This is a genomic window from Kitasatospora sp. NPDC114501 (assembly GCF_055633695.1).
This window is the reverse complement of the sequence record NZ_JBVKDS010000005.1, coordinates 155,786-176,157: the sequence shown is the minus strand read 5'-3', so window position 1 is coordinate 176,157 and position 20,372 is coordinate 155,786. Positions and strand designations below refer to the sequence as shown.

General features: G+C 74.7%; 23 protein-coding genes and 1 tRNA gene. 11 read left to right on the top strand and 13 right to left on the bottom strand.

All coding sequences use genetic code 11. From position 1 onward, the window contains the following. Positions 1-242 precede the first annotated feature (242 nt). Positions 243-902 carry a polysaccharide deacetylase family protein gene (locus ACZ7RU_RS11715; RefSeq protein WP_470340720.1) on the top strand — a complete coding sequence of 220 codons (660 nt, stop codon included), beginning with the start codon at positions 243-245 and terminating at the stop codon, positions 900-902. Positions 903-936: 34 nt separating this feature from the next. On the opposite strand, the gene ACZ7RU_RS11710 is transcribed toward ACZ7RU_RS11715, so the two are convergent. Continuing rightward, entirely contained in the window at positions 937-1,773 is an 837-nt protein-coding gene (locus ACZ7RU_RS11710) for a hypothetical protein (RefSeq protein WP_470340719.1), read from the bottom strand. 194 nt (positions 1,774-1,967) lie between these two features. Here ACZ7RU_RS11710 and ACZ7RU_RS11705 point away from each other — a divergent pair. From ACZ7RU_RS11705 to thpR, 4 genes are all read left to right on the top strand, one after another. Continuing rightward, positions 1,968-2,038, top strand: a tRNA-Cys gene (locus tag ACZ7RU_RS11705). A gap of 127 nt (positions 2,039-2,165) precedes the next feature. Next, positions 2,166-3,323: a toll/interleukin-1 receptor domain-containing protein gene (locus ACZ7RU_RS11700; RefSeq protein WP_470340718.1), complete on the top strand. Its 1,158-nt coding sequence runs from the start codon at positions 2,166-2,168 to the stop codon at positions 3,321-3,323. Positions 3,324-3,471: 148 nt separating this feature from the next. Continuing rightward, positions 3,472-4,452, top strand: a complete 981-nt coding sequence (locus tag ACZ7RU_RS11695) for an endonuclease/exonuclease/phosphatase family protein (RefSeq protein ID WP_470340717.1) — start codon at positions 3,472-3,474, stop codon at positions 4,450-4,452. A gap of 75 nt (positions 4,453-4,527) precedes the next feature. Then, entirely contained in the window at positions 4,528-5,163 is a 636-nt protein-coding gene (gene thpR, locus ACZ7RU_RS11690; protein WP_470340716.1) for an RNA 2',3'-cyclic phosphodiesterase, read from the top strand. 39 nt (positions 5,164-5,202) lie between these two features. Here thpR and ACZ7RU_RS11685 read toward each other — a convergent pair whose 3' ends face one another. The 4 genes from ACZ7RU_RS11685 to ACZ7RU_RS11670 form a co-directional block, all read right to left on the bottom strand. Beyond that, positions 5,203-5,802 (bottom strand): restriction endonuclease, encoded by a 600-nt coding sequence (locus ACZ7RU_RS11685; protein WP_470340715.1) that lies wholly within the window; start codon positions 5,800-5,802, stop codon positions 5,203-5,205. Between the two features lie 225 nt (positions 5,803-6,027). Further along, positions 6,028-6,228: a hypothetical protein gene (locus ACZ7RU_RS11680; RefSeq protein ID WP_470340714.1), complete on the bottom strand. Its 201-nt coding sequence runs from the start codon at positions 6,226-6,228 to the stop codon at positions 6,028-6,030. Between the two features lie 111 nt (positions 6,229-6,339). Beyond that, on the bottom strand, positions 6,340-7,290 hold the full coding sequence (locus tag ACZ7RU_RS11675) for an alpha/beta fold hydrolase (protein ID WP_470340713.1): 951 nt from the start codon (positions 7,288-7,290) through the stop codon (positions 6,340-6,342). Positions 7,291-7,294: 4 nt separating this feature from the next. After that, entirely contained in the window at positions 7,295-7,936 is a 642-nt protein-coding gene (locus ACZ7RU_RS11670; RefSeq protein WP_470340712.1) for a dihydrofolate reductase family protein, read from the bottom strand. 326 nt (positions 7,937-8,262) lie between these two features. Between ACZ7RU_RS11670 and ACZ7RU_RS11665 the strand changes: the two genes are divergently transcribed. The 3 genes from ACZ7RU_RS11665 to ACZ7RU_RS11655 all read left to right on the top strand — a co-directional run bounded on the left by ACZ7RU_RS11665 (position 8,263) and on the right by ACZ7RU_RS11655 (position 9,846). After that, positions 8,263-8,541 (top strand): hypothetical protein, encoded by a 279-nt coding sequence (locus ACZ7RU_RS11665; RefSeq protein WP_470340711.1) that lies wholly within the window; start codon positions 8,263-8,265, stop codon positions 8,539-8,541. 62 nt (positions 8,542-8,603) lie between these two features. Further along, the gene (locus ACZ7RU_RS11660; RefSeq protein ID WP_470340710.1) at positions 8,604-8,951 is read left to right on the top strand and encodes a hypothetical protein; all 348 of its coding nucleotides are present in this window, start codon (positions 8,604-8,606) and stop codon (positions 8,949-8,951) included. Positions 8,952-9,153: 202 nt separating this feature from the next. Beyond that, the gene (locus ACZ7RU_RS11655) at positions 9,154-9,846 is read left to right on the top strand and encodes a hypothetical protein (protein WP_470340709.1); all 693 of its coding nucleotides are present in this window, start codon (positions 9,154-9,156) and stop codon (positions 9,844-9,846) included. 174 nt (positions 9,847-10,020) lie between these two features. Here the strand turns inward: ACZ7RU_RS11655 and ACZ7RU_RS11650 are convergent, their stop codons facing one another. After that, positions 10,021-10,656: a TetR-like C-terminal domain-containing protein gene (locus ACZ7RU_RS11650; protein WP_470340708.1), complete on the bottom strand. Its 636-nt coding sequence runs from the start codon at positions 10,654-10,656 to the stop codon at positions 10,021-10,023. Between the two features lie 101 nt (positions 10,657-10,757). On the opposite strand from ACZ7RU_RS11650, the gene ACZ7RU_RS11645 reads away from it, so the two are divergent. Beyond that, entirely contained in the window at positions 10,758-11,975 is a 1,218-nt protein-coding gene (locus tag ACZ7RU_RS11645) for an alpha/beta hydrolase family protein (protein ID WP_470340707.1), read from the top strand. Positions 11,976-12,047: 72 nt separating this feature from the next. On the opposite strand, the gene ACZ7RU_RS11640 is transcribed toward ACZ7RU_RS11645, so the two are convergent. From ACZ7RU_RS11640 to ACZ7RU_RS11630, 3 genes are all read right to left on the bottom strand, one after another. Beyond that, the gene (locus tag ACZ7RU_RS11640; RefSeq protein ID WP_470340706.1) at positions 12,048-12,803 is read right to left on the bottom strand and encodes a DUF4232 domain-containing protein; all 756 of its coding nucleotides are present in this window, start codon (positions 12,801-12,803) and stop codon (positions 12,048-12,050) included. 240 nt (positions 12,804-13,043) lie between these two features. After that, entirely contained in the window at positions 13,044-14,195 is a 1,152-nt protein-coding gene (locus tag ACZ7RU_RS11635) for a glycosyltransferase (protein WP_470340705.1), read from the bottom strand. 66 nt (positions 14,196-14,261) lie between these two features. Continuing rightward, positions 14,262-14,405: a hypothetical protein gene (locus ACZ7RU_RS11630; protein WP_470340704.1), complete on the bottom strand. Its 144-nt coding sequence runs from the start codon at positions 14,403-14,405 to the stop codon at positions 14,262-14,264. 289 nt (positions 14,406-14,694) lie between these two features. Between ACZ7RU_RS11630 and ACZ7RU_RS11625 the strand changes: the two genes are divergently transcribed. Then, positions 14,695-15,258, top strand: a complete 564-nt coding sequence (locus tag ACZ7RU_RS11625) for a hypothetical protein (RefSeq protein ID WP_470340703.1) — start codon at positions 14,695-14,697, stop codon at positions 15,256-15,258. A 32-nt stretch (positions 15,259-15,290) separates the two neighbouring features. Here the strand turns inward: ACZ7RU_RS11625 and ACZ7RU_RS11620 are convergent, their stop codons facing one another. The 3 genes from ACZ7RU_RS11620 to ACZ7RU_RS11610 are packed head-to-tail and all read right to left on the bottom strand — an operon-like array spanning position 15,291 to position 17,864. Beyond that, a complete protein-coding gene (locus ACZ7RU_RS11620) occupies positions 15,291-15,626 on the bottom strand; it encodes a helix-turn-helix domain-containing protein (protein WP_470340702.1) in 336 nt (111 codons plus the stop codon). 35 nt (positions 15,627-15,661) lie between these two features. Then, on the bottom strand, positions 15,662-16,627 hold the full coding sequence (locus ACZ7RU_RS11615) for an SDR family NAD(P)-dependent oxidoreductase (RefSeq protein ID WP_470340701.1): 966 nt from the start codon (positions 16,625-16,627) through the stop codon (positions 15,662-15,664). Between the two features lie 52 nt (positions 16,628-16,679). Further along, complete coding sequence (locus ACZ7RU_RS11610) at positions 16,680-17,864, bottom strand: zinc-dependent alcohol dehydrogenase (RefSeq protein ID WP_470340700.1); 1,185 nt, start codon at positions 17,862-17,864, stop codon at positions 16,680-16,682. 173 nt (positions 17,865-18,037) lie between these two features. Here ACZ7RU_RS11610 and ACZ7RU_RS11605 point away from each other — a divergent pair, with 173 nt between their 5' ends. After that, positions 18,038-18,535, top strand: coding sequence for a phosphoribosyltransferase (locus tag ACZ7RU_RS11605; protein ID WP_387754723.1), 498 nt, complete (start codon positions 18,038-18,040; stop codon positions 18,533-18,535). Between the two features lie 87 nt (positions 18,536-18,622). On the opposite strand, the gene ACZ7RU_RS11600 is transcribed toward ACZ7RU_RS11605, so the two are convergent. Continuing rightward, a complete protein-coding gene (locus ACZ7RU_RS11600) occupies positions 18,623-20,323 on the bottom strand; it encodes an immunity 49 family protein (protein ID WP_470340699.1) in 1,701 nt (566 codons plus the stop codon). Between the last annotated feature and the right edge of the window lie 49 nt (positions 20,324-20,372).

The window sequence follows — 20,372 nt, the reverse complement described above, 5'->3', positions numbered from 1 at the left end:
CCGCCGGGGCACCGCGGGCGGCTCCCGCTCCGGCATCCGGGTGAAATGGCGCGGCATCGCCCGGCGCGGACGGAAGCCGGGTCCGGCGCTGCCAGAATGCAATTTCCTCGAGGTCCACCTGCGCAGGCGGTGCCACCGGACAGCTGGAGCGGAACATGCGAATCATTCGGCCACGCCGTAGTCCGGAAAAGGAACCCGGCACAGGTGCGGGTTGTTTCCCGTGGACGCTCATGTACCACTCGGTGGCGTCGACGACCGAGGATCCCTATCTGATCACCGTCGATCCCGCGCGGTTCCGCCGCCAATTGCGCTGGCTGGCCACCCGCGGGCTGCGCGGGGTGTCGGTGGGCGCCCTGATGCGCTCCCACCGGGAGGGCGCCGCGGCGGGCCTGGTGGGGCTCAGCTTCGACGACGGGTACCGCGACTTCGTGGAGGAGGCCATGCCCGCACTCGCGGAGTACGGCTTCACCGCGACGGTCTACGTGGTGGCCGACCGGCTGGGCGGATACAACGACTGGGACCGCCAGGGCCCGCGCAAGCCGCTGATGACGGCGCGCCAGGTCCGGGAAGCCGCTGCCGCCGGGGTGGAGATCGGCTCGCACGGGCTGACGCACCGGCGGCTGGCAGGCCTGGGCGCGCGGGACCTCGCGGCCCAGGTCGCCGACAGCCGCCACCTGCTGGAGGACCTCACCGGCCGGGCGGTCGGGGGGTTCTGCTACCCGTACGGCTCGCTCGACGACGCCGCGGTCGAGGCGGTGGCGCACGCCGGCTACGCGTACGGGTGCGCGGTCAGCCCCGGCGCCCACGGCGGGGTCTACGCGCTTCCCCGCTGCTACGTCGGCGACCGGGACGGGCCGCTGCACCTGACCGCGAAGCTGGTGCGCGACCGCTGGCGGCGCTGACGCCGCCGACGCCGCCGATGTCGTCGGCGGCCGCTCAGCGGAGGGCGGTGGCGGGTTCCACGGCAGGTTCCACGGCGGGTTCCAGGCGCAGCCAGGACTCGTGCCACAGCAGGGCGCAGCGGCGGTCGCAGCCGGTGGCGAGCGGTTCGCCGCCGCAGCGCAGGCCGTGGAGGATGAACCAGCGCCCCCCGGTGGGGTGCTGCCACCAGGCGAGGGACCGGTGGCGCAGTTCGGTGACGCCGTGCCGGGTGCCGGCGTGGCGCTCCATCCCCGGCTGGAAGGGCACGCCGTGCAGGCGCCCGTCCGGGCCGAGGGTCGCGTGGATCTCCGCGAGGCCGCGCACCGTCGCCCACCGGGTGACGGGCCGGGCGGCGGGCACCGGCGCGGGGGAGGGCTCCAGCCATTCGTCGCGGAACAGCAGCGCGCAGTCCATCCCGCAGCCCTGGGTCCCGTCGGCGCCGTGGCAGGTGGCGCCGGCCAGGGCGACGGTGCCCGACAGGCGCCGTACGCGGTAGTGGTCGTCGATCATCCGGCGCACGACGCGGTCGACCTGGTAGACGCCGCCGCAGAACGACCACTGGCTGCGGGTGAACCACAGGCCGCGGTGGCGGTCCGCGGCGTCGAGGGTGCCGCGCACCGCGGCCTCGTCCTTCACCCGGACCCAGTCCCCCTCGGCGAAGCGGGAGGGCCGGCCGGGCGCCGGGACGTCGGCGCGGCGCTCCCGCAGGCCTTCGCGGGCGATCCGGGCGCGGCGCAGGACACCGAGCGGGGGAAGGTCGCGCAGGGGCAGGCTCTTGTACTGGCACCGGTTCGCGGCGGTTTCGCGGCGCGGCCCCGCGGTACGGGTGAACCGTGCTTCCTCGACGGTCATCGATGAAATCCCATCGGGTCGGAGATATCGGCACAGGCTAGCGCAACCTCCCTTTCCCCGGATCGGCCTCCGAGCCCTTTCGGAGCCATGTCGAGAGAAATAGCACTTAACGCACTAAGGGCCTTCCGGAGTGAAAAACGATCGTTTCCGAAGAGCCCGGGTTCATGGGTGTGTAATGCTTCCACCGCTGCCGAGGTGGAGTGGCCGAGTGGCGAGGCGGCGGCTTGCAGAGCCGTTCAGACGGGTTCGATTCCTGTCTCCACCTTCTCTCCTGTTCCTTCCGGCCCCCGGCCGCCCCGGACCGACCGCCCCGGACCGGGCCGAACCGCCGTGCCCCGGTGCTATGTTCACGGTGTCCGTCCCGCATCCGCAGGAACCTCGGGGGGTCGCCCATGACCGACACCGACCGTGACACCGACCGCGACGGCGAGCAGGCCACCCGGGCCCTGCTCGCCGAATACGCCGCCGGAACCCGCGAGTTCGACGGCCGGACCTTCACCGGCCTGCGGCTCGGCCGGCAGAACCTCAGCGACGCCGTCTTCACCGACTGCGAGTTCGACGACTGCGTCCTCGCCATGGGCACCTTCGGCCGCTGCGAGTTCCGGGGCTGCCGGCTGCGCCGCGTCAACGCCATCCGGGCCGGCTTCATCCAGGCCCGGTTCCTGCACTGCGACGTCGAACAGGCGGCCTTCCGCGGCGCCGACTTCTTCAAGGCCACCTTCCGCGGCGGGACGTTCGGCGGCGACTACCGCGAGGCCTTCCTCGTCCAGGCCGTCTTCGACGAGGTCGTCCTCCGCGGCGCCCGCTTCGACGGCGCCCACTTCGGGTTCAACGTCTTCGCAGCCACCGAGCTCGTCGCCACCACCCTGGACCCGGTGGTCGTCAACGGGCTCTGCCGGATCGACGAGCGCACCATCGCCTCCTCCTTCATCCTCAACAGCCGGGCCCTGGACGTCGCCCGCGACCGGCTCGGGGACGACCGGGCCGTCCGGGAGCTGACCCGCGACCTCGCCGGCCTGGAACGGTTCCTGGTCCGCGCCGGGGCCGACCCGAACTCCGTGCGCGCCTACCGCGACACCGCCCGCGGCGCCCGCGAGCCCGCCCGCCCCAGCGTCTTCATCAGCTACAGCTCGGCCGACGAGTCCTTCGCCGCCGAACTGCGCGAGCAGCTGGAGGCCAACGGCGTGGACACCTGGTTCGCCCCGCACGACATCCGCGGCGGCCGGACGATCCTGGAGCAGGTCACCGAGGAGATCCAGCGGCGCGGACGGATGGTCCTGGTGCTGTCCGAGGCCAGCATGGCCAGCAACTGGGTGGCCACCGAGATCGGCCGGGCCGTACGGGCCGAACGGGAGAGCGGCACCCGCAAGCTCTTCCCGATCCGCATCGTCGCCCACGAGCGGGTGCTGCGCTGGGAACTGTTCGACGCCGACGCCGGCTACGACGTGGCCCGCGCCATCCGCGAGTACCACATCCCGGACTTCCGCGGCGACGGCCTCGCCCTGCCCCAGGCCGTCAGCCGCCTGGCCCGCGACCTGCGGGAGGGCTGAGGCCCCCGGCCCCCACCCCCGCGCCCGGCCCCCCGGCCCTGGCCCTCCTCGGCCGGGGGCGCGCGGAACCGGGCCGGGGGCGCGCGCGTCCGTCCTTCACGACGGCGGCCGATGATCACCGCCGTCGGCCGCCCCTGGAAGGAGCACCGTGACGGACGGTACGTCGCAGCGCACGTCGCCCGCCCGCAGGGGCCGTCGGCGCCCGGCCGCACTGATCGGGTGCGGGGTGCTGCTGCTGGGCCCGGCCGTGCTCGCGGCGGTGCGACTGCTCGGGTGGGACGACGGCACGGTGTGGGCGCTGCCGATGGCCGGGCTGCCGTACGCGGCCCTGCTCAGCGTGTTGCTGCTGGTGGCGGTGGCGGTGCTGCGCGCCCGGTGGCTGACCGGGGCCGCGGCCGTCCTGGTGGTGCTGCAACTGTGGTGGCTGGTACCCCGGTTCGTCCCGGACGGGGCCGACGCCCCGGCCGACGCGCCCCGGCTGCGGGTGGCGACCAGCAACAACTTCATGGGGCAGGTCTCGCCGAAGTCCCTGGTCGACCTGGTCCGCGACCAGCGGATCGACGTGCTCGCGGTCGAGGAGCAGAGCGACTCCGCCGCCGACGCGCTGGACGCGGCCGGCATCCGCGCCCTGCTGCCGCACCGCGAGCGGCCGGCCGGCACCGACACCGCGCTCTACACCCGGCTGCCCGTCGGCTCCGCCGCCGACCCGGCCTGGCCGACCACCAACCTGACCGTCGACGTCGGCGGCCGCCCGGTGCAACTGGTCGCCGTGCACACCTACTACCCGGTCGGCGACGCCCGCCGCTGGGCCGAGGGACTGCACGACCTGCGCGCCGCCGCGCCCGGGCGCAACCGCAACGCCGTCCTGCTCGGCGACTTCAACGCCACCCTCGACCACAAGCCGATGCGCGACCTGATCGACACCGGCCTGACCGACACCCACGAGGAACTCGGCGCCGGCCTCCTGCCGACCTGGCCCCAGGACCACCCCGACTACCCCGTCCCGGCCGTGATCCAGATCGACCACGTCCTGCACGGGCCCGCGCTGACCGCCGTCGACGTCTCCGAGCACGCCCTGCCGCGCAGCGACCACCGCGCCGTGGTGGCCGAACTCGCCGTCCTGCGCTGAACGCCGCCGTCCTGCGCTGATCGCCGCCGGTACCGGCTGAGCGCGGGCGGCCGCCCTCAGCTACCCTCCCCCCTCGTGGACGATCACCCCGAACCCTCGACCCTGCGCGTCTTCGTCGCCCTGGCTCCGCCCGACGACGCCAAGGACGAGCTGGCCCGGGCCCTGCAGCCCACCTACGCCAGGTACCCGCGGCTGCGCTGGAACCGCATCGAGGACTGGCACATCACCCTGGCCTTCCTCGGCGAACTGCCGTCCACGGCGGTGCCGCCGCTGCGGTCGGCCCTGGCCGGCCGGGCCGCGTCGCACCCCGCCCTGCGCCTGGGCCTGCGCGGCGGCGGCCACTTCGACCAGCGACTGCTGTGGAGCGGGATCGACGGGGACCTGGAGGGACTGCACCTGCTCGCCGACGACGTCCGCGACCTGGTCCGCTCCTGCGGGATCGAGTTCAGGGACCGGCCGCTGCGCCCCCACCTGACGCTGGCACGCTCCCGCCGCGACGACCCCGTCAGCGTGCCGCTGGCCGCGGCGGGGCTCACCGGGTTCGTGGGCCGGCCGTGGCGGACCGAACGGCTCCACCTCGTCGGCAGCAACATCGGCCGCGGCCCCGGGCCGATCCGCTACCGCGACATCGAGGCCTGGCCGCTCGGCACCGCCCTCCGAACCGGCGACGACGGGGGCGCAGGCGGCGACGGAGCCCTCACCGGGCGGTAGCCGACGGGCGAGGACCGAAGCGCCCGACGGCGGCCGCGGTCAGTTCCGCCGGCCGTCGCGGGGCGCGGGGACGCGGGGCAGGACGTTCCACAGGGGCTGGCTGCCGGCGGCCCAGCGGGCGAGGGCGGTGCGGTCGACGAGGTGGACCCCGTGCTCGGCGCCCCAGCGGTGGGCGTCGCGGGAGAAACGGCCGTTGGTGACGACCACGGCGACGTGGGCGTGGTGGGAGCGCTGGTAGGTGCCGGCGAGCGCGTACAGCACTCCCACCCCCACCGGCCTGCCGCCCAGCGGGTCCTGCTTGTGCTTGCACTGCACGGCCCAGCGCCGGCCCGTCGGGTCCTCGGCGAGGACGTCCACGCCCTGGTCGTTCGCCCTCCCGACCTTGCGGGCGCGGCAGCCGTCGCGCTCGAACAGGTCACGCACCGCGAACTCGAACGCGTCCGGCTTCATGTGGTCGATCCCGCCGGGACCGCTCAGGGCCAGGTGCAACCGGGCGGCGCGCAGCCGGTGCTCGCGCGCCGCGAGGACGCGGGCCCGTACGACGGCCGCGGCGGCGCCACCGGCGGCCAGGGCGCCGACGACGAGGACCCACCAGTTGGCGGCCAGCCACCGCAGCGCGGCGGCCACCGTGCTGAGCACCAGGAACGCGACCAGGGCGTAGCCGAACCAGCTGGCGTCGTCCCGCCGCCCGGCACGACGCGAACGCGGGCGCGGACGTGGGCGCGGACGTGGGCGCCGCGCCGGAGACGCACGCCGCGCCGGAGGCCGGCGCCTAGCCATCCGCCGCTCCCGACCTCTGCACGTCGGTGTCCTTCCTTCGAGGGCTGCCGCCGCGGACGAGGCACGGGCGGAGCCGGCCGGGCGTCAGCGGGTGGCCTCGACGGCCACGCCGACGAGCTGCAGGACGGCGTGGCCCCAGGAGGTGGCGGCGATCAGGACCCCGAAGGTGACGGCGGTGAAGACGGTGAACGCCTCGTCGCCACGGCTGCGGGCCTCGGTACGGCGGCGGAGCCGGACGACGATGACGATCGCGAGGAACGCCGTGGCGCTGATCGTGTACTGCACTGCCCACCCCGACCCGATGTCGACTCTGTGTGAGGCTCCCGTCACGGGGAGCCTGCCGCATTCGGGTGAGCATGCCAGAACCGCCCCCCGCCCGGGGCAGGTTCGGCCGAATCAGGCGGACGCGAACGGTCCGGCCCGCCGCCCGCCGCCGAACCTCCCGCCACCGCCGTCCGCTGGTCCGCCGCCCCGCCCCCCGCTGCCCGGGCGGAGCGGCGGGGGCTGGCCGAGCGTGAGCATCGCCTCGGCGACCTCGCCGACCGCCGCGTGGGGGATCGCCGTGGCGGCCTCGGCGAGGACGAGCAGCCGTGCCCCGGGGATCTCGCGCGCGAGCGACTCGCCGTTGCCGATCGGGAAGAACGGGTCGCGGCGGCCGTGGACGACGAGCGTGGGCACCGCGATCCCGGGCAGGCGTTCGCGCCAGCGCGGTGCGCAGTCGAGCCCGGAGAACACCGTGCCCAGCTGGTTGGCCGTCTGGACCGGAGGTGCGGTGCCGGGGGTGCGGTCCCAGACGCGGGCGGCGGTCGCGCGGGCGGCGGCGGGGTCGTCGCCGCGGATCTCCGCGCCGGCGGCGGCGAACTCCGCGACCGCCTCGCGGTCGCTCCAGTCGGGCATCCGACGGGCGAACAGCCGGCTCATCGTCGCCCGGTCGTGGTCGGGGAGGTCGTCGTCGGGCGGGCCGGGGGCGACCGCGCGGGTGCCGACCAGGGTGAGCGCCGAGAACGCGCCCGGACGGTCGAGCACGGCCACCTGGGCGACCATCCCGCCGACGCCGATCCCCGCGAGGTGCGCGGGCCCGCCGCCGAGCGCCTTGGCGAGGGCCGCCGCGTCGGTGGCGAGGTCGCGCAGGGTGTAGCCGGGGGCTCCCGGATCCACCGTCGTCGACTCCCCGCTGTCGCGCAGGTCGTAGCGCACCGCCCGGCGCCCGCCGGCGGCGAGGCGCTCGCAGAGCGCGTCGGGCCAGGAGAGCATCGTCGGCCCGCCCGCGAGCAGGACCAGCGGTGCGCCGAGGTCACCGAACGACTCCACGCCCAGCGCGATCCCGCCGGCGTCGACGGTCGTCACCGCGTCACCGGGCGTCGTCGTGCCCGAGACCGCGGTCGGGGGCGCTCATGTCGCCCGTCCGGGGCGTGCCGTCGGCGAGCCCGTAGCGCAGGAGCACGGTGCCCTGCGGGCCGGCCACCGGCGGTTGGAGGAGCGTGAGGTTCGTGGGCACCGCGCCGCCGTCGAACACCTTCTTCCCGACGCCGAGCACGATCGGGTGCACCCACAGGTCGAGACGGTCGAAGAGCTTCTCCCGCAGGAGGGTCTGCACCAGGTCCAGGCTCCCGACGACCTTGATGTTCCGGTGCCGGTCGCGGATCCCGCGCACCGCGTCGGCCAGGTCCGGGCCGAGCAGCGTGGATCCGGCCCACGGGAGGTCGGGCGTGCCGCGGGAGGCCACGTACTTCGGGACGCGGTTGAAGAGTTCGGCGATCTCGCCCTCCTTCTGGTGCGGCCAGTACGCGGCGAAGATGTCGTACGTCCGCCGGCCGAGCAGCAGCGCGTCCGTGCCCTCGTACGCGGCGAGGATCTGCGCCCCGGTGGCCTCGTCGATCAGGGGCGCCTGCCAGCCGCCGAACGGGAACCCTTCCGGGTCCTCGTCGGGGCCGCCGGGCGCCTGCCCGACGAGGTCGAGGGTCGCGAACAGCTCGATGTGGATGAGGCCCATGTCTGCACTCCCGATGAGTTTGGTCGTCCCGGTCGAGATGTAGACCCGCCGGGACCGGAAAACTCATCGCCACGCCGACGGCCGGCTCCCGAACCCACCGACCGCCCCGCCCGGCCACCGCCGACCGCCGGCACCGACCGCCGCCTCAGCCCGCCGCCTCAGCCCGAGCCAGTTCGGCGTCGTACTGACTCGCGTCGAAGTGGAACCCCGGCAGAGGGTGGGGGTCGGGGGCGAGCGGAGACTCCTGCGGCATCTCCCAGTCCGACCACCGCGCGATCTCCCCGAACCGCCGCACGGCCAGCGTCAGGAAGCCGCAGCAGCCACCGGTGCACTCCGGGCCACAGCCGCAGCCGCAGCCGCCGCTGCCGGTCGGCGAACCCGACCAGGTGATGGGTCGACAGGTCCCGCCCCGGCTCGCGACCGACCCCCTCGGGCAGATGCACCAGCTCGGCGTTCGACCCGACGAGGTCCTCCTCGTCCGCGAGCACGAACTCGTGCTCGCGGACGTCCTCCTCCCGACGGCAGTGCAGCCGATTGTGCTCCGCAACCACGACCCGGCGACGGCCGGGTCCTCCTCGGCGGCCGGAGGCGATCCGGGTACCTGATGCGTCCTGACTGAGTAGTCGCGCTCATGTGTGCTCCGGTCCGCCCACGGTGGAATCGGTCCATGGACAGCATCCCGGCCGGCTCCGCGTCGTCACCGCCCGACCGCGACGCGTGGAGGTTCCCACTCGTCGCGACGGTTCTGCTCCCGCTCTGCCAGCTCCTCTACTGGTGCTCCGCACTGGTGCGCGCGGTCGCGGTCGACCAGTGCACGCCGCGGGGTGCCTGTGGGCGGGACTGGGGCCTGCGGTACGACGCCGCCTACGGCCTGATGGGCGTACAGGTGGTGCTCATCGCGGTCGCCTGGGCGCTGCCGCCCCGACCGCGCTGGGTTCCGTGGCGCTTCGTCGCCTCCGCCGTGAGCGTGATGTGCGGCCTGGCGTGCAGTGTGGTGATCCAGAACTTCGGCTGAGGCCTACCGGGGGCCACCCTCGCCCTCGCCACCATCGCCACCCTCGTTGCCCGCTGGCGGGGGTGCCGATCGGCAGGGGGAGGGGTCCGGTACGAGCGCGAATCCCTGCCGATCGGCACATGTGAGGGAGGGGGCGCGACGCGCAGGATCGGGGACATCAGGACGGCGGCCACCGGGGCCGTCGGAGGGAGGGAAAGCCACCATGGTCCGCACTCGTACCCGCAACCGTGCCACCGCCCGTGCCGCCAGGGCCGCCGTCGCCGGCGGGCTGGTCCTGGCGGCGCTCACGGGCGTCGCCCCGGCCTCCGCCACCGGCACCGCCACCGGCACCAGCACCGCGTCCGCCGACGCCGTCGTGTCCGACCAGCGGGAGGGACGACCCGCGCGTCCGGCGAGCGTCAGCGGCAGCGCCCGGATCTCGTACGCCTTCTCCCCGGACGACGAGATCTGGTTCACCGTCGATGCCCAGGCGGCGCCGTACACCCACCCTCTCCCGGGCACCGACGCGGCCGGCGGACTGCCCACCGACGCCCGGGGCACGGTCCGCTACTCCCACCGCGTGGCCGCCACCGGGGAGGTCCACAGCGCGGAGGCCGAGGTGGACTGCCTGAGCACCGGAGGCCCGGTCGCCACGCTGACCGCCGTGATCTCCCCCTCGGACACCGGCAACGCCAAGGAGCGGATCGGTCTGAGCATCCACCAGGGCAGCGCCCGTGAGGGCGGTCGCCTCGGGTTCTCCTGGGGCGTGGCCAACCTGGACGTGGGGGAGGACGGGAAGCCCTACCAGCCGGTGGTGGGCACCTGCATGGCTCCGGCCCCGTTCGCTCCGGTCATACGCGGCGGCTTCACCGTCCACCACACCGAGTTGGAGCCCCCGAAGCCGGCCGCCCCGTAGCGGGGCCCCGCCCCGCCGTGCTCCTCACGGCGGGGCACGCACCGGTAGCCGCTGGTCAGCTCCCGCAGGGCCACCGTTCCGCGCGTCCGCGGGCGCGCTCGCCGGCACCTGCGGGCAGGGCGTCCCCCGTCGGCGGCTCGCCGCGGCGCGTCGAGGCACGGCGCAGCCTCGCCGTCAGGCGGCGAACGCGGCGAGGAGCTTGTCGGTGAGCCGGTCGAGGTAGTCGGGGCCGGTCGGTGTGCGGACGACCGCGAGGCGCCAGTACAGGGGGCCGGCGAGGAAGTCGAGGGCGAACTCGCGGTCCACGTCGGCGGGGAGTTCGCCGCGCTCGACCGCTCGCTCCAGCAGGCGGGCGGCCTTGGGGCGGCGGGTGTCGCGGACGGCGGTCATCAGCACCTGCGCAAGCTCGGGGTTGCGGCCGCTTTCGGCGATCAGGTCGGGGATGATCTTCGACGGGAGCGGGTGGCGCAGTGCCCCGTCGATCTCGGTGAGGAAGGCGAGGACGTCGCCGCGCAGGGTGCCGGTGTCCTTGATCTCGGAGGCGTCCACGGCCACGGCGCGGACCAGGTCGAGGGTCATGTCGAGCTTGGACGGCCAGCGGCGGTAGATGGCGGCCTTGCCGGCCCCGGCCCGCTTGGCGACCGTCTCCAGGGAGAGCCGGGCGTAGCCGACCGCGGCGAGTTCCTCGAAGAAGGCGGCCGAGATCGCCTCGGTCACGGAGTCCTGGAGCACCGGCCCGCCGGGCGTCCGGCGCGCGGGCTGCTCGGAGGGGCCGGGGGTCGCGGGCGGGGGCGCGGGTGTGCTGGACATTCCCCGAAACTACACCAGACGGAACGCTTGCGTCTCGACTAGGCGCGGCTAGTATCTAGATGAGACGGAACGGTTCCGTCTCGACAATATGGGGAGTACCCATGCGATTCCTCTTCGAGGACGAGTCGTTCTCCTTCGAAACCCTCCGGGCCGCCGGATTCGCCAACTACGGCGGCGCCGACCTGGGCGAGGTCATCGCCACCGCCCGCAGCATCGGCGAGGGCGACGAGGAGGCCTGGCTGCGCGAGTGGAAAGCCACCGCCGAGCGCGTCCACGGCATCGGCAGCCGCGCCCTGGCGGCCGGGCACCGGGTCAGCGCCCGCGAAGCCCTGCTGCGCGCATCCAACTACTACCGCACCGCCGAGTTCTACCGCCGCGACGACCCCGCGAACGACCCCGAGGCCAAGAGCCTCTCCACACTCTCCCGGGAGACCTTCGCCACCGCGGCGGCCCTGATGGACACCCCGGTCGAGGCCGTGCGCATCCCCTACGAGGACACGAGCCTGCCCGGCTACCTGTTCCTCGTCGACGACTCCGGCGCCCCGCGCCCCACCGTCCTGTTCACCAGCGGCTTCGACTCCACGCTGGAGGAGGCGTACTTCGCCGTCGCCGCGGCCGCGCTGCGCCGCGGCTACAACGTCCTCGCCTACGACGGCCCGGGCCAGGGCGCGGCGCTGCGCGAGCAGCAAATAGTCTTCCGTCCGGACTGGGAGGCCGTGGTGACCCCGGTGGTCGACCACGCGCTCACCCGCCCCGAGATCGCCGCCGACCAGCTGGTCCTGTTCGGCTACAGCCTCGGCGGCTACCTGGCCGCCCGCGCCGTCGCCCACGAACACCGCCTGGCCGCCCTGGTGCTGGACGACGGCCTGTACAGCTTCGGCCAGGCCCAGGACCGGTTCATGCCGCCGTTCCTGCGCGAGTGGGTCCAGGCCGGCCGGGACGACCTCGTCGAGCCCGTCATGCGCCTGCTCATGCAGGCGAGCACCCAACTGCGCTGGGCCCTGCGCAACGGGGTGTGGACGTTCGGCGCCGCCTCGGTGGCGGACTACCTGCGCCGCGCCGCCGACTACACCCTCGACGGCGTCGCCCACCTCATCGACTGCCCCACCCTCGTCCTGGACGCCGAGAACGACCAGTTCTTCCGCGGCCAGCCCCAGCAGGTCCAGGCCGCGCTGACCTGCCCCCACACCCTCCTCACCCTGACCGATGCCGAAGGCGCGGGCGAGCACTGCCACATGGGCGCCATGTCCCGCTTCCACCAGACGGTCTTCGACTGGCTGGACACCACCCTGGCCCGGGCGGCCACGCCCGCCGGCTGACGGGTGAGGCCGCCGCCCTCCCCGCTCGCGCCGGGGACGGCGGGACGGCACCCGACGCGCAGCGGCCGGGGCCTACTTGCCCGCGCTGCTCATGGAGGCGACCGCTTCGGCGACGGTGGAACGGTAGACGCCCATCTGCGGGTTGAGGACGTGGGTGCCCTTGGGCAGCGGGAAGTTGCGGGTGTTGGCCAGGGGCATGTTGGTGCCGTCGTCGTCGACCAGGACGTTGATCTCGTCGATGCCGGGGGTGGTGCCGGCGGTGGCGCCGCTCGGGTCGAGGTCGATCGCCACGTAGGCGCTGTGGCCCGCCGCCACGGGGAAGCGCAGCGTGCCGGCGGCGAGGATCGGCTTGACGTTGTCGCTCCGGTCGCGGGCCGTGGAGTTGCCCAGGTCGACGCCCGGGGTGGCGCTCAGGCTGCAGACGCCCGTGCCGGTGTTGCGGACCTCGATCACCCACTGGCTCGCGGTCCCGGCGCGGGCCGTGGCCTGGACCGTGAGGTTCCCGATGTCGCACGGACGGGCGTCGGTGCCGGCCTCCCCGCCGCCGGGCCGGGTGGCGCCCGACGGGCTCGCGGCGGGCGGCGTCTTCGCCGGGCGCGTGGCGGTCTGCGAGGCGCCGCCGCCCGCGGTCGGCGTGCTCGCCGCCGGCCCACCGGAAGCCGGACCGGAGGCCGCCGCGGACGGCGCGGCGGACGCCGAGGTGACCGCCGGAGCCGGAGGAGCACCGGCCGTGTCGGAGTTCTCAGGCCCGCACGCGGTCAGCGCCAGGCCCGCCCCGACGACCAGGGCGGCGGAGGCGAACAGCGGACGACGGTTGCGGACGGACATGGTGACTCCTCGAAAGCGGTGTGCACTGGCGTGCTCGACAGATCAAAGGACTTCGGGGAGAGGGCAGTTGGTGGCACCGTCGGCGTCACAATCACCAGGACATGACAGGGACGGGACCGTGACATTCGACCGGGCGCGGCACGGTTGACAGCCGTCCGGCACCGGCGGCGAGGCCTCCCGGCGCCTCCCGCATCACGCACCGGCCCGCCCCCCGGCCCACGCGCAGGCCCGAACTCCGGCTCACGCGCAGGCCCGCAGCTCCGCGAGGTCCAGCGGCGGCAGCCGGGACAGTTCGGTGTCGGCGGCGGCCATGGCGGCGGTGTAGCGGGGGTCGCCGAGGAGGGCCGTGACGGCGTCGGTGATCTCCGTGCGGGTCGCGGTGGGTTCCAGCGCGCGGCCGAGGCCGTGCCGGGCGAAGGCGGCCGTGTTGCCGGGCTGGTCGGCGAGAACGCCCAGGCCCAGGACGGGCGTTGCGCCCTGGACCGCGTCGAGCAGGGAGGCCCGCCCGCCGTGGCTGACGAACAGGTCCACGTGGCGCAGCAGCGCGGGCTGCGGGACGTGCTCGACGACCGTGACGCGGGGGTCCGTGCTCGGCAGGTCCCGCGCGAGGTCTCCGGCGGACACGATCGCGTCGCAGCCGATCGCCGAGAGGGCGGCCATGACCTCCCGGTACACGTCTCCCACGACGCCGCGCAGGCCCGGCATCGCGGTGGTCAGGGTGCCCAGGCTCACGTAGACGAGTGGGCGGGAGGCGGGGAGGCCGTCCGGCCACCCGGGGCCGGCGGCGGTCCGGAACGCCGCCACGGTGCGCCGGACCGCGCGGGCCGACGCCGGGGGCGTCCCGTAGAACCAGTGGACCGGCGCGGGGGTGACCATCGGCGGCAGGACGGGGGTGTCCTGCCCGTACCGCTTGTGGAGGGAGGTCAGCGCGGGCGCGATGTCGGTGTCCCAGAAGTCCAGGAGCACCGGGCCCAGACCGTTGTCCGCCGCCCACACGGGAAGCCGCAGGACCGCCGCCGCGAGGTGCGCGCCGAGATCGCTGCACTCGGCGATCACCAGGTCGGGCCGCGCCCGCTTCCACACGGCGATCAGGTCACGGGCCTTCGCCTCGGCCCGCTCCGGCCACAGCCGGCCGAAGACGTGGCGGTTGAAGGGCGCGTTGCCCGACTCCCTCCAGATCCCGCTCGCCACCCGCTGGACGGCGGGATCGCAGGTCCAGTCCGTTCCCGCCCGGTGGAACCCCACCCCTCGCCGCCGGGCTTCGCGGCGGAACATCGGCGGCGCGTACAGCGCGACCTCGTGGCCCTGTTCGAGGGCCGGGCCGATGACGTAGTCCAGCGCCGACACGTGCGACGGTATCGGCTCGGCGGTGACGGCTATCCGTAAGGCCATGGAGACTCCAAGTGGTGCGTCGCGGGCCCACGGACCCCGGGTCCGGGAAGGCCGCGTCACGGGGCGTCAGGCGCGGGCACGGGACGACGGCGGCCTGCGCGACAGACCCGGGCCGTCCGGGTCGTCCGGACTGCCGAGGACGAGGACCTGGAAGGCCGCGCCGGCGTAGACGGCCAGGAGCCGGGCGATCCTGCGGGGCGTGCTGCGCATGGTGGGGGCCTGCTCTCGTCGGGTGCGGTCGCCGATCGGACGACCGAAGCCTGCGCGGTGATCCGTCCCAGCCGCCACACCTCGCGGCACGACAGGGAAGGTGGGACGCCGAACAGGGGCCCGACCAGCGCGGACGGGCCGGCCCTGGAACGCCGGAATGGGACGCCGAAGGGGCCCGTGGGACGGATACCGGAGGGCCCGCGGGCCGCGCGACGTACCTCGCTCCGGCACGCCTACGAACGGGCGCAGGTCACCGCCACCGCCACCACGGGCTGGTACGTGTAACGGCATGACCATCCACCGCTGCTCCCGACGCCGCGCCACGACCCTCCTGCTGGCCCTGTCCGTCGCGGTCCCGCTGCTCACCGGAGCCTCCGCCGGCGCCGACCGGGCCGAGCCCACGACCGACGCCACCTGCGTGCTGAACTCCCACGGCGTCTTCGCCTCCGCCGTCGCCCCGGGGGGCGTCGACCTGCCCGTGCCCAACACGCTCACCCTGACCGGCACGCTCTCCTGCGTGGACGCCGCGGGCACGCCCTCGGCAACCGGCACCTTCGAACGGATCGTCACCATGCCGGCCACCGAGTGCACCGGCGACGAACACGGGGACACCGCGACCACGAACGTCCACTGGACCGACCAGACCGATTCCACCTTCAGGTTCGACAAGATCGACGTGGTGAAGGTGAACGGCACCGCCTCGCTGGTCATCACCGGCGCCGTCACGGCCGACAGCGCGCGCTTCGCCGACGACACCATCAACGCGGTGGGCACCGGAACCGGCGCCGGATGCGGCACCCCGGCCGGCCAGACCACCGTCGACTCGACCATCGTGCTCCGCCTCACCCACTGAACCCTCCAGCCGCCGGCGGACCGCGCCCGTCGTCACTCGCGCGCCAGAGCGACGGCGTGCGCGAGCTGGACGCGTGAGTGCAGACCGAGCTTCCGGTAGACCCGGGTCAGCGTCGCCTCGACCGTCTTCACGCTGATGGTGAGGGCTGCGGCGATGTCGCGGTTGCTCGCTCCGTCGGCGGCGAGCCGGGCGCAGCGCTGTTCGGCCCGGGTGAGGCGGTGGCGGGCGTCGTCGTCCGGGAGGCCGGGCTCCAGCCGGTGCAGGGCGCGGGTGGCGGCGTCGGTCCAGGGGTGGGCGTCGTGGGCGGTGAAGAGGTCGGCGGCGCGCTGGGCTGCCGACCGGGCGCTCGGCCGCAGGAGCCACCGCACACCCGCGCGCCGGTGGTGCGCGACCGGTCCTCCGTTCAGGGCCCGGTGTGCGGGCGGGGCTGCGCGAACCGGTGCGCAGCCCGGTCGCCGAGGGCGGTGGCCCAGGAGGGCAGCGCGCTCTGGCGGGCCGCGTCGGCGCCGAGGACGCCGCGGCGCGGGGCGTCGCCGGCGGCGGGCAGGGCGCGGGCGGCGAGCGCGAGCAGGCGGGCGGTGGTGGCGGGGGCCAGGCCCTGTACCCGGACGCCGATCTTCGCCGCGGGGGTGAGGACCAGCTCGGGGCGGCGGCGAGCGGCGGCCCGGACGATCGCACGGGCGGCGCGCTCGGCGTCCATCGAGAGCAGCGGCGCGCTGGCCGCGGCGGCGAACCACCCGTACTCGGCCCCGGGGCGGCCGTGGAACCGCGCGGCGGTGTGCGACCCGGTGCGCATCAGCCCCGGCAGGACGGTGGTGACGCTGACGCCCGTCCCGGCGAGTTCCGCGCGCAGCCCCTGGGAGAAGCCCGCCGCGGCGAACTTGGCGGCCACGTAGGGCAGCAGGTGCGGTGCGGGGATCCGGCCGCCGACCGAGGAGACCGTCACCACCGTGCCGTCGCCGCCGGCCCGCAGGTCGGGGAGTGCGGCCAGGGTCAGGCGCAGCGGCGCGAAGTACATGGTGTCCATGGCCTGGCGGAAGTCCTCCTCGCGCAGCGCCTCCAGGGGGCCGACCTGGATGATCCCGGCGTTGTTGACGAGGACGTCGAGGGGGCCGAACCGCTCGTGCACGGCGTCGAGGAGCCGGTGCGGGGCCTCGGGGTGGGTGATGTCGCAGCTGAGGGAGGCGACGTCGGCGCCCTCGTCCCGCAGCCGCCGCTCGGCGCGCTCCAGAGCGTGGGGGTCGCGGGCGCAGAGCATCACGCGGGCGCCGTGACGGGCCAGTTCCCGGGCCACGAGCAGGCCGAGCCCCCGGGAGGAGCCGGTGACCAGGGCGGTGCGGCCGGCGAAGCGGTGTCGTGGTGCGGTCATGGCGGAGGCCTCCCGGGGTGGGCCGTGCGGGGACGCACGGGCGGGGTGCTGCTCAGGGCTTGAAGAGCACCTTGACGGCGCCGTCCTGCTTCTTCTGGAACATCTCGTACGCCGCGGGGGCGTCGGTGAGCGGGACGTGGTGGGTGGCGAAGGTGTCGACGCCCAGCGGATCGTCGTCGGTGAGCAGCGGAAGGATGTCGCCGACCCAGCGGTGGACGTTGGCCTGGCCCATGCGCAGCTGGATCTGCTTGTCGAACATCGTGAGCAGGGGCAGCGGGTCGGTCCGGCCGCCGTAGACGCCCGAGAGGGAGATGGTGCCGCCGCGCCGGACGATGTCGATGGCGAGGTGCAGGGCGTGGAGCCGGTCGACGCCGACGTGTTCCATCAGCTTGGCGGCCATGGCGCTGGGGAGCAGGTCGGTGGCGCGGGCGGCGAGCTTGGCGCCGGGCGAGCCGTGGGCCTCCATCCCGACCGCGTCGATGACCGCGTCGGGGCCGCGTCCCTCGGTGAGGTCGCGGACGGCGTCGGGCAGGTCCTTGCCGTGCTCGCGCAGGTCGAGGACGTGCACGCCCCGGCCTCGCGCGCGTTCGAGGCGTTCGGGCACCAGGTCGACGCCGATCACCTGTCCCACGCCCCGGTGCAGGGCGATCCGGCAGCTCATGTCGCCGATCGGCCCCAGCCCCAGGACGACGAGGCTGCCGCCCTCGGGTACGGCGGCGTACTCGACGGCCTGCCAGGCGGTGGGCAGGACGTCGGAGAGGAAGACGAAGCGGTCGTCCCCGGGGCCGTGCGGCACCTTGACCGGCAGGTTGTCGCCGAACGGGACGCGCAGCAGCTCGGCCTGCCCGCCGGGGACCTGCCCGTAGAGCTTGGTGTAGCCGAAGAGCGAGGCACCGCTGCCGTACTCCCGCACCTGGGTGGTCTCGCACTGCGAGTGCAGGCCCTGCCGGCAGGTGTGGCAGGTGCCGCAGGAGACGTTGAAGGGGATCACCACCCGGTCCCCGGCGCGCAGGGCGGTCACCTCCGGTCCGGCCTCCTCGACGATGCCCATGGGTTCGTGCCCGAGGATGTCCCCTTCGTCGAGGAAGGGGCCGAGGACCTCGTAGAGGTGGAGGTCGGACCCGCACAGTCCGCTGCTGGTCACCCTGACGACCACGTCGGTGGGGTCCTGGAGCACCGGGTCGGGGACGGTGTCGACTCGTACGTCCCGCCTGCCGTGCCAGGTCAAGGCCTTCATCGTCACTCCTCGTAGCGCCGGGCCGGTTCTCACCGCTCCCGGGCGTCTCTCCGCTGCCCGGTACGCGAAACGGGCACAGCGCCCCGAGGCGCCCGCGGACCCCCGCGAACCGCGCGGGGCCCCCAGCGCGCCGGTGCTCGCGGCCCGGCCGGCGGCCGTGGACACTGATCGCCGTGACTGATGCGCGCGAGACCTTGGATTACCAGACCTTCGGGCGGGCGATGCGCGAACTCGCGCAGACGATCGCCGACGACGGCTACGAGCCCGACCTCGTCCTGAGCATCGCCCGCGGCGGGGTGTTCGTAGCGGGCGGCCTGGCGTACGCGCTGGACTGCAAGAACATCCACCTGGTGAACGTCGAGTTCTACACGGGCGTGGGCACCACCCTGGAGATGCCCATCATGCTGGCGCCCGTTCCCGCCGCGATCGACTTCACCGACAAGAAGGTCCTGATCGCCGACGATGTCGCCGACACGGGCAAGACGCTCAGGCTCGTGCACGACTTCTGCCTCGACCACGTCGCCGAGGTCCGCTCCGCCGTCATCTACGAGAAGTCGCACTCCCTGGTGAAGTGCGAGTACGTGTGGAAGCGGACCGACGACTGGATCGAGTTCCCGTGGTCGGTGGACGGACCGGTCGTCAGACGCGGCGGCCAGGTGCTCGACGCCTGACCGGGCGCCGCACCCCCCGCGTCGGCGTGCTCCCCGTCCGGGACGCCACCCGCCCGGTCACCTCGCCGGCCGCCCCCCCCGGGCCGGTCAGGGCGCGGCCACCGGCTCCCCGGCACCCCCTCGGGCACGCCCGGCCGCCTGGAGCAGGCGCGACGGGAGGTAGGGCGACCGGACGTGGACGGCCCAGCCGCGGCTGCGGCGGGCGTGGCAGGCGAGACCGAGGACGCCGAGGCTGAGCGCGGCACCGGGGTCGGTGGCACGGTCGGCGACGCAGTGGTGGTCGCGGTGGGCTTCCAGGGCGTCCAGCAGGGCGAGGTTGAAGCTGGTCTCGTCGCCCTGGACCAGCTGGGAGAAGAGGACGACCGGGGGCGGGAGGAAGCCCTGGCCCCTGGTTCGTTCCAGCTCCTTCAGGGCCCGCTCGGTGGCCGGGAGCGGGTCGGCTCCGCGCAGGTGGTCGTGCAGGGCGGTGCGGTACGAGGCGAACGGGGAGCGGTCCTCGGCGGCGATCACCGGGCCGGCCAGGACGAGCGGCTCGAGGTCCTCGGGGCTGCCGGTGACCAGGGCGAAGGACAGGGCCGTCTCCCAGAAGGCCGGGCCGAAGTCCCTGTCCCGGCGGGCGGGGAAGCGCAGCCTGCGCCCGTCGATCGCCACCTCGGCCTCGGTGCCCGGCTCGGCGAGGGCGACCCGGAACACGGCGGCCCCCAGCTGGGAGGCGAGCCGCAGGTCGGCGAGCAGGGCGTCGGTGGCGTCGGCGGACTCCGCGGCGTGTGCCGACACGAGGTAGCCCTGGTAGCGCAGGGCGCCCGTGAGCTCCCACGCGTCCAGCGGCTCGCCCTCCTTGGGCGTGACGGCCTCCAGGATGCGCCGCTCGAACCGCGCCGCGCCGTCCGCGCTGAGCGCCCAGGCCGGGCTCGGCCGGTCGACGTCGACGGGCCCGGCGGCGAGCCGGGCCACGGCGTCGGGGCGCGGGTCGCGGCCCAGACCCCGCACGCGCGGGCCGGGCGTCTCGAAGCCGGTGACCAGGGCGTGGGGGAGGTAGTCGGTGTCGACCGCCGGGGTCCAGCCGTGGGTGCGGTACGCGAGGGCGGCCAGGGCGATCGGGACGAGCGGCAGCAGGCTCGCGGGCCCGCTGCCGTGCGGGCCGTCCTGGAGGAGCGCGAGGAGGGCGGCGTCGAAGGCGCCGCGGTCCCCGTCGGTCAGGGCGCGCAGCGCGCGCAGACCGGGCTGCGCGCCGGCTCCGGAAGAGGCGGCGGGCAGGCCGGCCTCCTCGAAGAAGTGGGCGACGAAGCCGTCGACGAGTTCGAGGGCGGGGGTGAGGGGCTCGTCGGGCATCAACTGCCGTGCCCAGCTGAAGGCCTCGCCGTGGGCGGAGACCTTGTCGGCGACGATCGCCAGGCAGAAGGCGTCGAGCCAGTCCCCGGCGGTGACAAGGTGGTGGGGATCGCGGTCCTGCCCGTACTCGGGGTCGTAGGACATCCCGAAGTTCGGGTAGTCGAGGAAGACGCTGAAGCTGTCGCGCGGGTAGTAGGCGGCGAAGGAGACGGCGCCGGCGGCGGCCTCGGCGGCGTCCCTGAGGACGGCCTCGGCCTCGGGGCAGTCCAGGGCGGGCCGGGCGGTGGACAGGGCCCCGAGGTAGTCGAGGAAGGAGTCGGCGATCAGCTGCCACTCCGTCGTGGTCATCAGGCCGGCGCGGGAGTAGGAGTGGACCTGCCTCCCGATCCGGTCCACGAAGCCCTCGCGGGCCCGCGCCACCCGCTCCCCGTCCACCTGGTGACGTTCGATCCGCACGGTCCTGCCCCCTTGATCGTCGACTTGGACCCCAGGGTAGGCGGCGGGT

Bases quoted from the DNA above. Each gene is read 5' to 3' on its own strand.
- ACZ7RU_RS11670 (WP_470340712.1), bottom strand. From the start codon at position 7,936: ATGGGCCTCATCCACATCGAGCTGTTCGCGACCCTCGACCTCGTCGGG.
- ACZ7RU_RS11655 (WP_470340709.1), top strand. From the start codon at position 9,154: ATGGTCCGCACTCGTACCCGCAACCGTGCCACCGCCCGTGCCGCCAGG.
- ACZ7RU_RS11630 (WP_470340704.1), bottom strand. From the start codon at position 14,405: ATGCGCAGCACGCCCCGCAGGATCGCCCGGCTCCTGGCCGTCTACGCC.
- ACZ7RU_RS11635 (WP_470340705.1), bottom strand. From the start codon at position 14,195: ATGGCCTTACGGATAGCCGTCACCGCCGAGCCGATACCGTCGCACGTG.
- ACZ7RU_RS11700 (WP_470340718.1), top strand. From the start codon at position 2,166: ATGACCGACACCGACCGTGACACCGACCGCGACGGCGAGCAGGCCACC.
- ACZ7RU_RS11625 (WP_470340703.1), top strand. From the start codon at position 14,695: ATGACCATCCACCGCTGCTCCCGACGCCGCGCCACGACCCTCCTGCTG.
- ACZ7RU_RS11645 (WP_470340707.1), top strand. From the start codon at position 10,758: ATGCGATTCCTCTTCGAGGACGAGTCGTTCTCCTTCGAAACCCTCCGG.
- ACZ7RU_RS11650 (WP_470340708.1), bottom strand. From the start codon at position 10,656: ATGTCCAGCACACCCGCGCCCCCGCCCGCGACCCCCGGCCCCTCCGAG.
- ACZ7RU_RS11615 (WP_470340701.1), bottom strand. From the start codon at position 16,627: ATGACCGCACCACGACACCGCTTCGCCGGCCGCACCGCCCTGGTCACC.
- ACZ7RU_RS11610 (WP_470340700.1), bottom strand. From the start codon at position 17,864: ATGAAGGCCTTGACCTGGCACGGCAGGCGGGACGTACGAGTCGACACC.
- ACZ7RU_RS11710 (WP_470340719.1), bottom strand. From the start codon at position 1,773: ATGACCGTCGAGGAAGCACGGTTCACCCGTACCGCGGGGCCGCGCCGC.
- ACZ7RU_RS11660 (WP_470340710.1), top strand. From the start codon at position 8,604: ATGGACAGCATCCCGGCCGGCTCCGCGTCGTCACCGCCCGACCGCGAC.
- ACZ7RU_RS11640 (WP_470340706.1), bottom strand. From the start codon at position 12,803: ATGTCCGTCCGCAACCGTCGTCCGCTGTTCGCCTCCGCCGCCCTGGTC.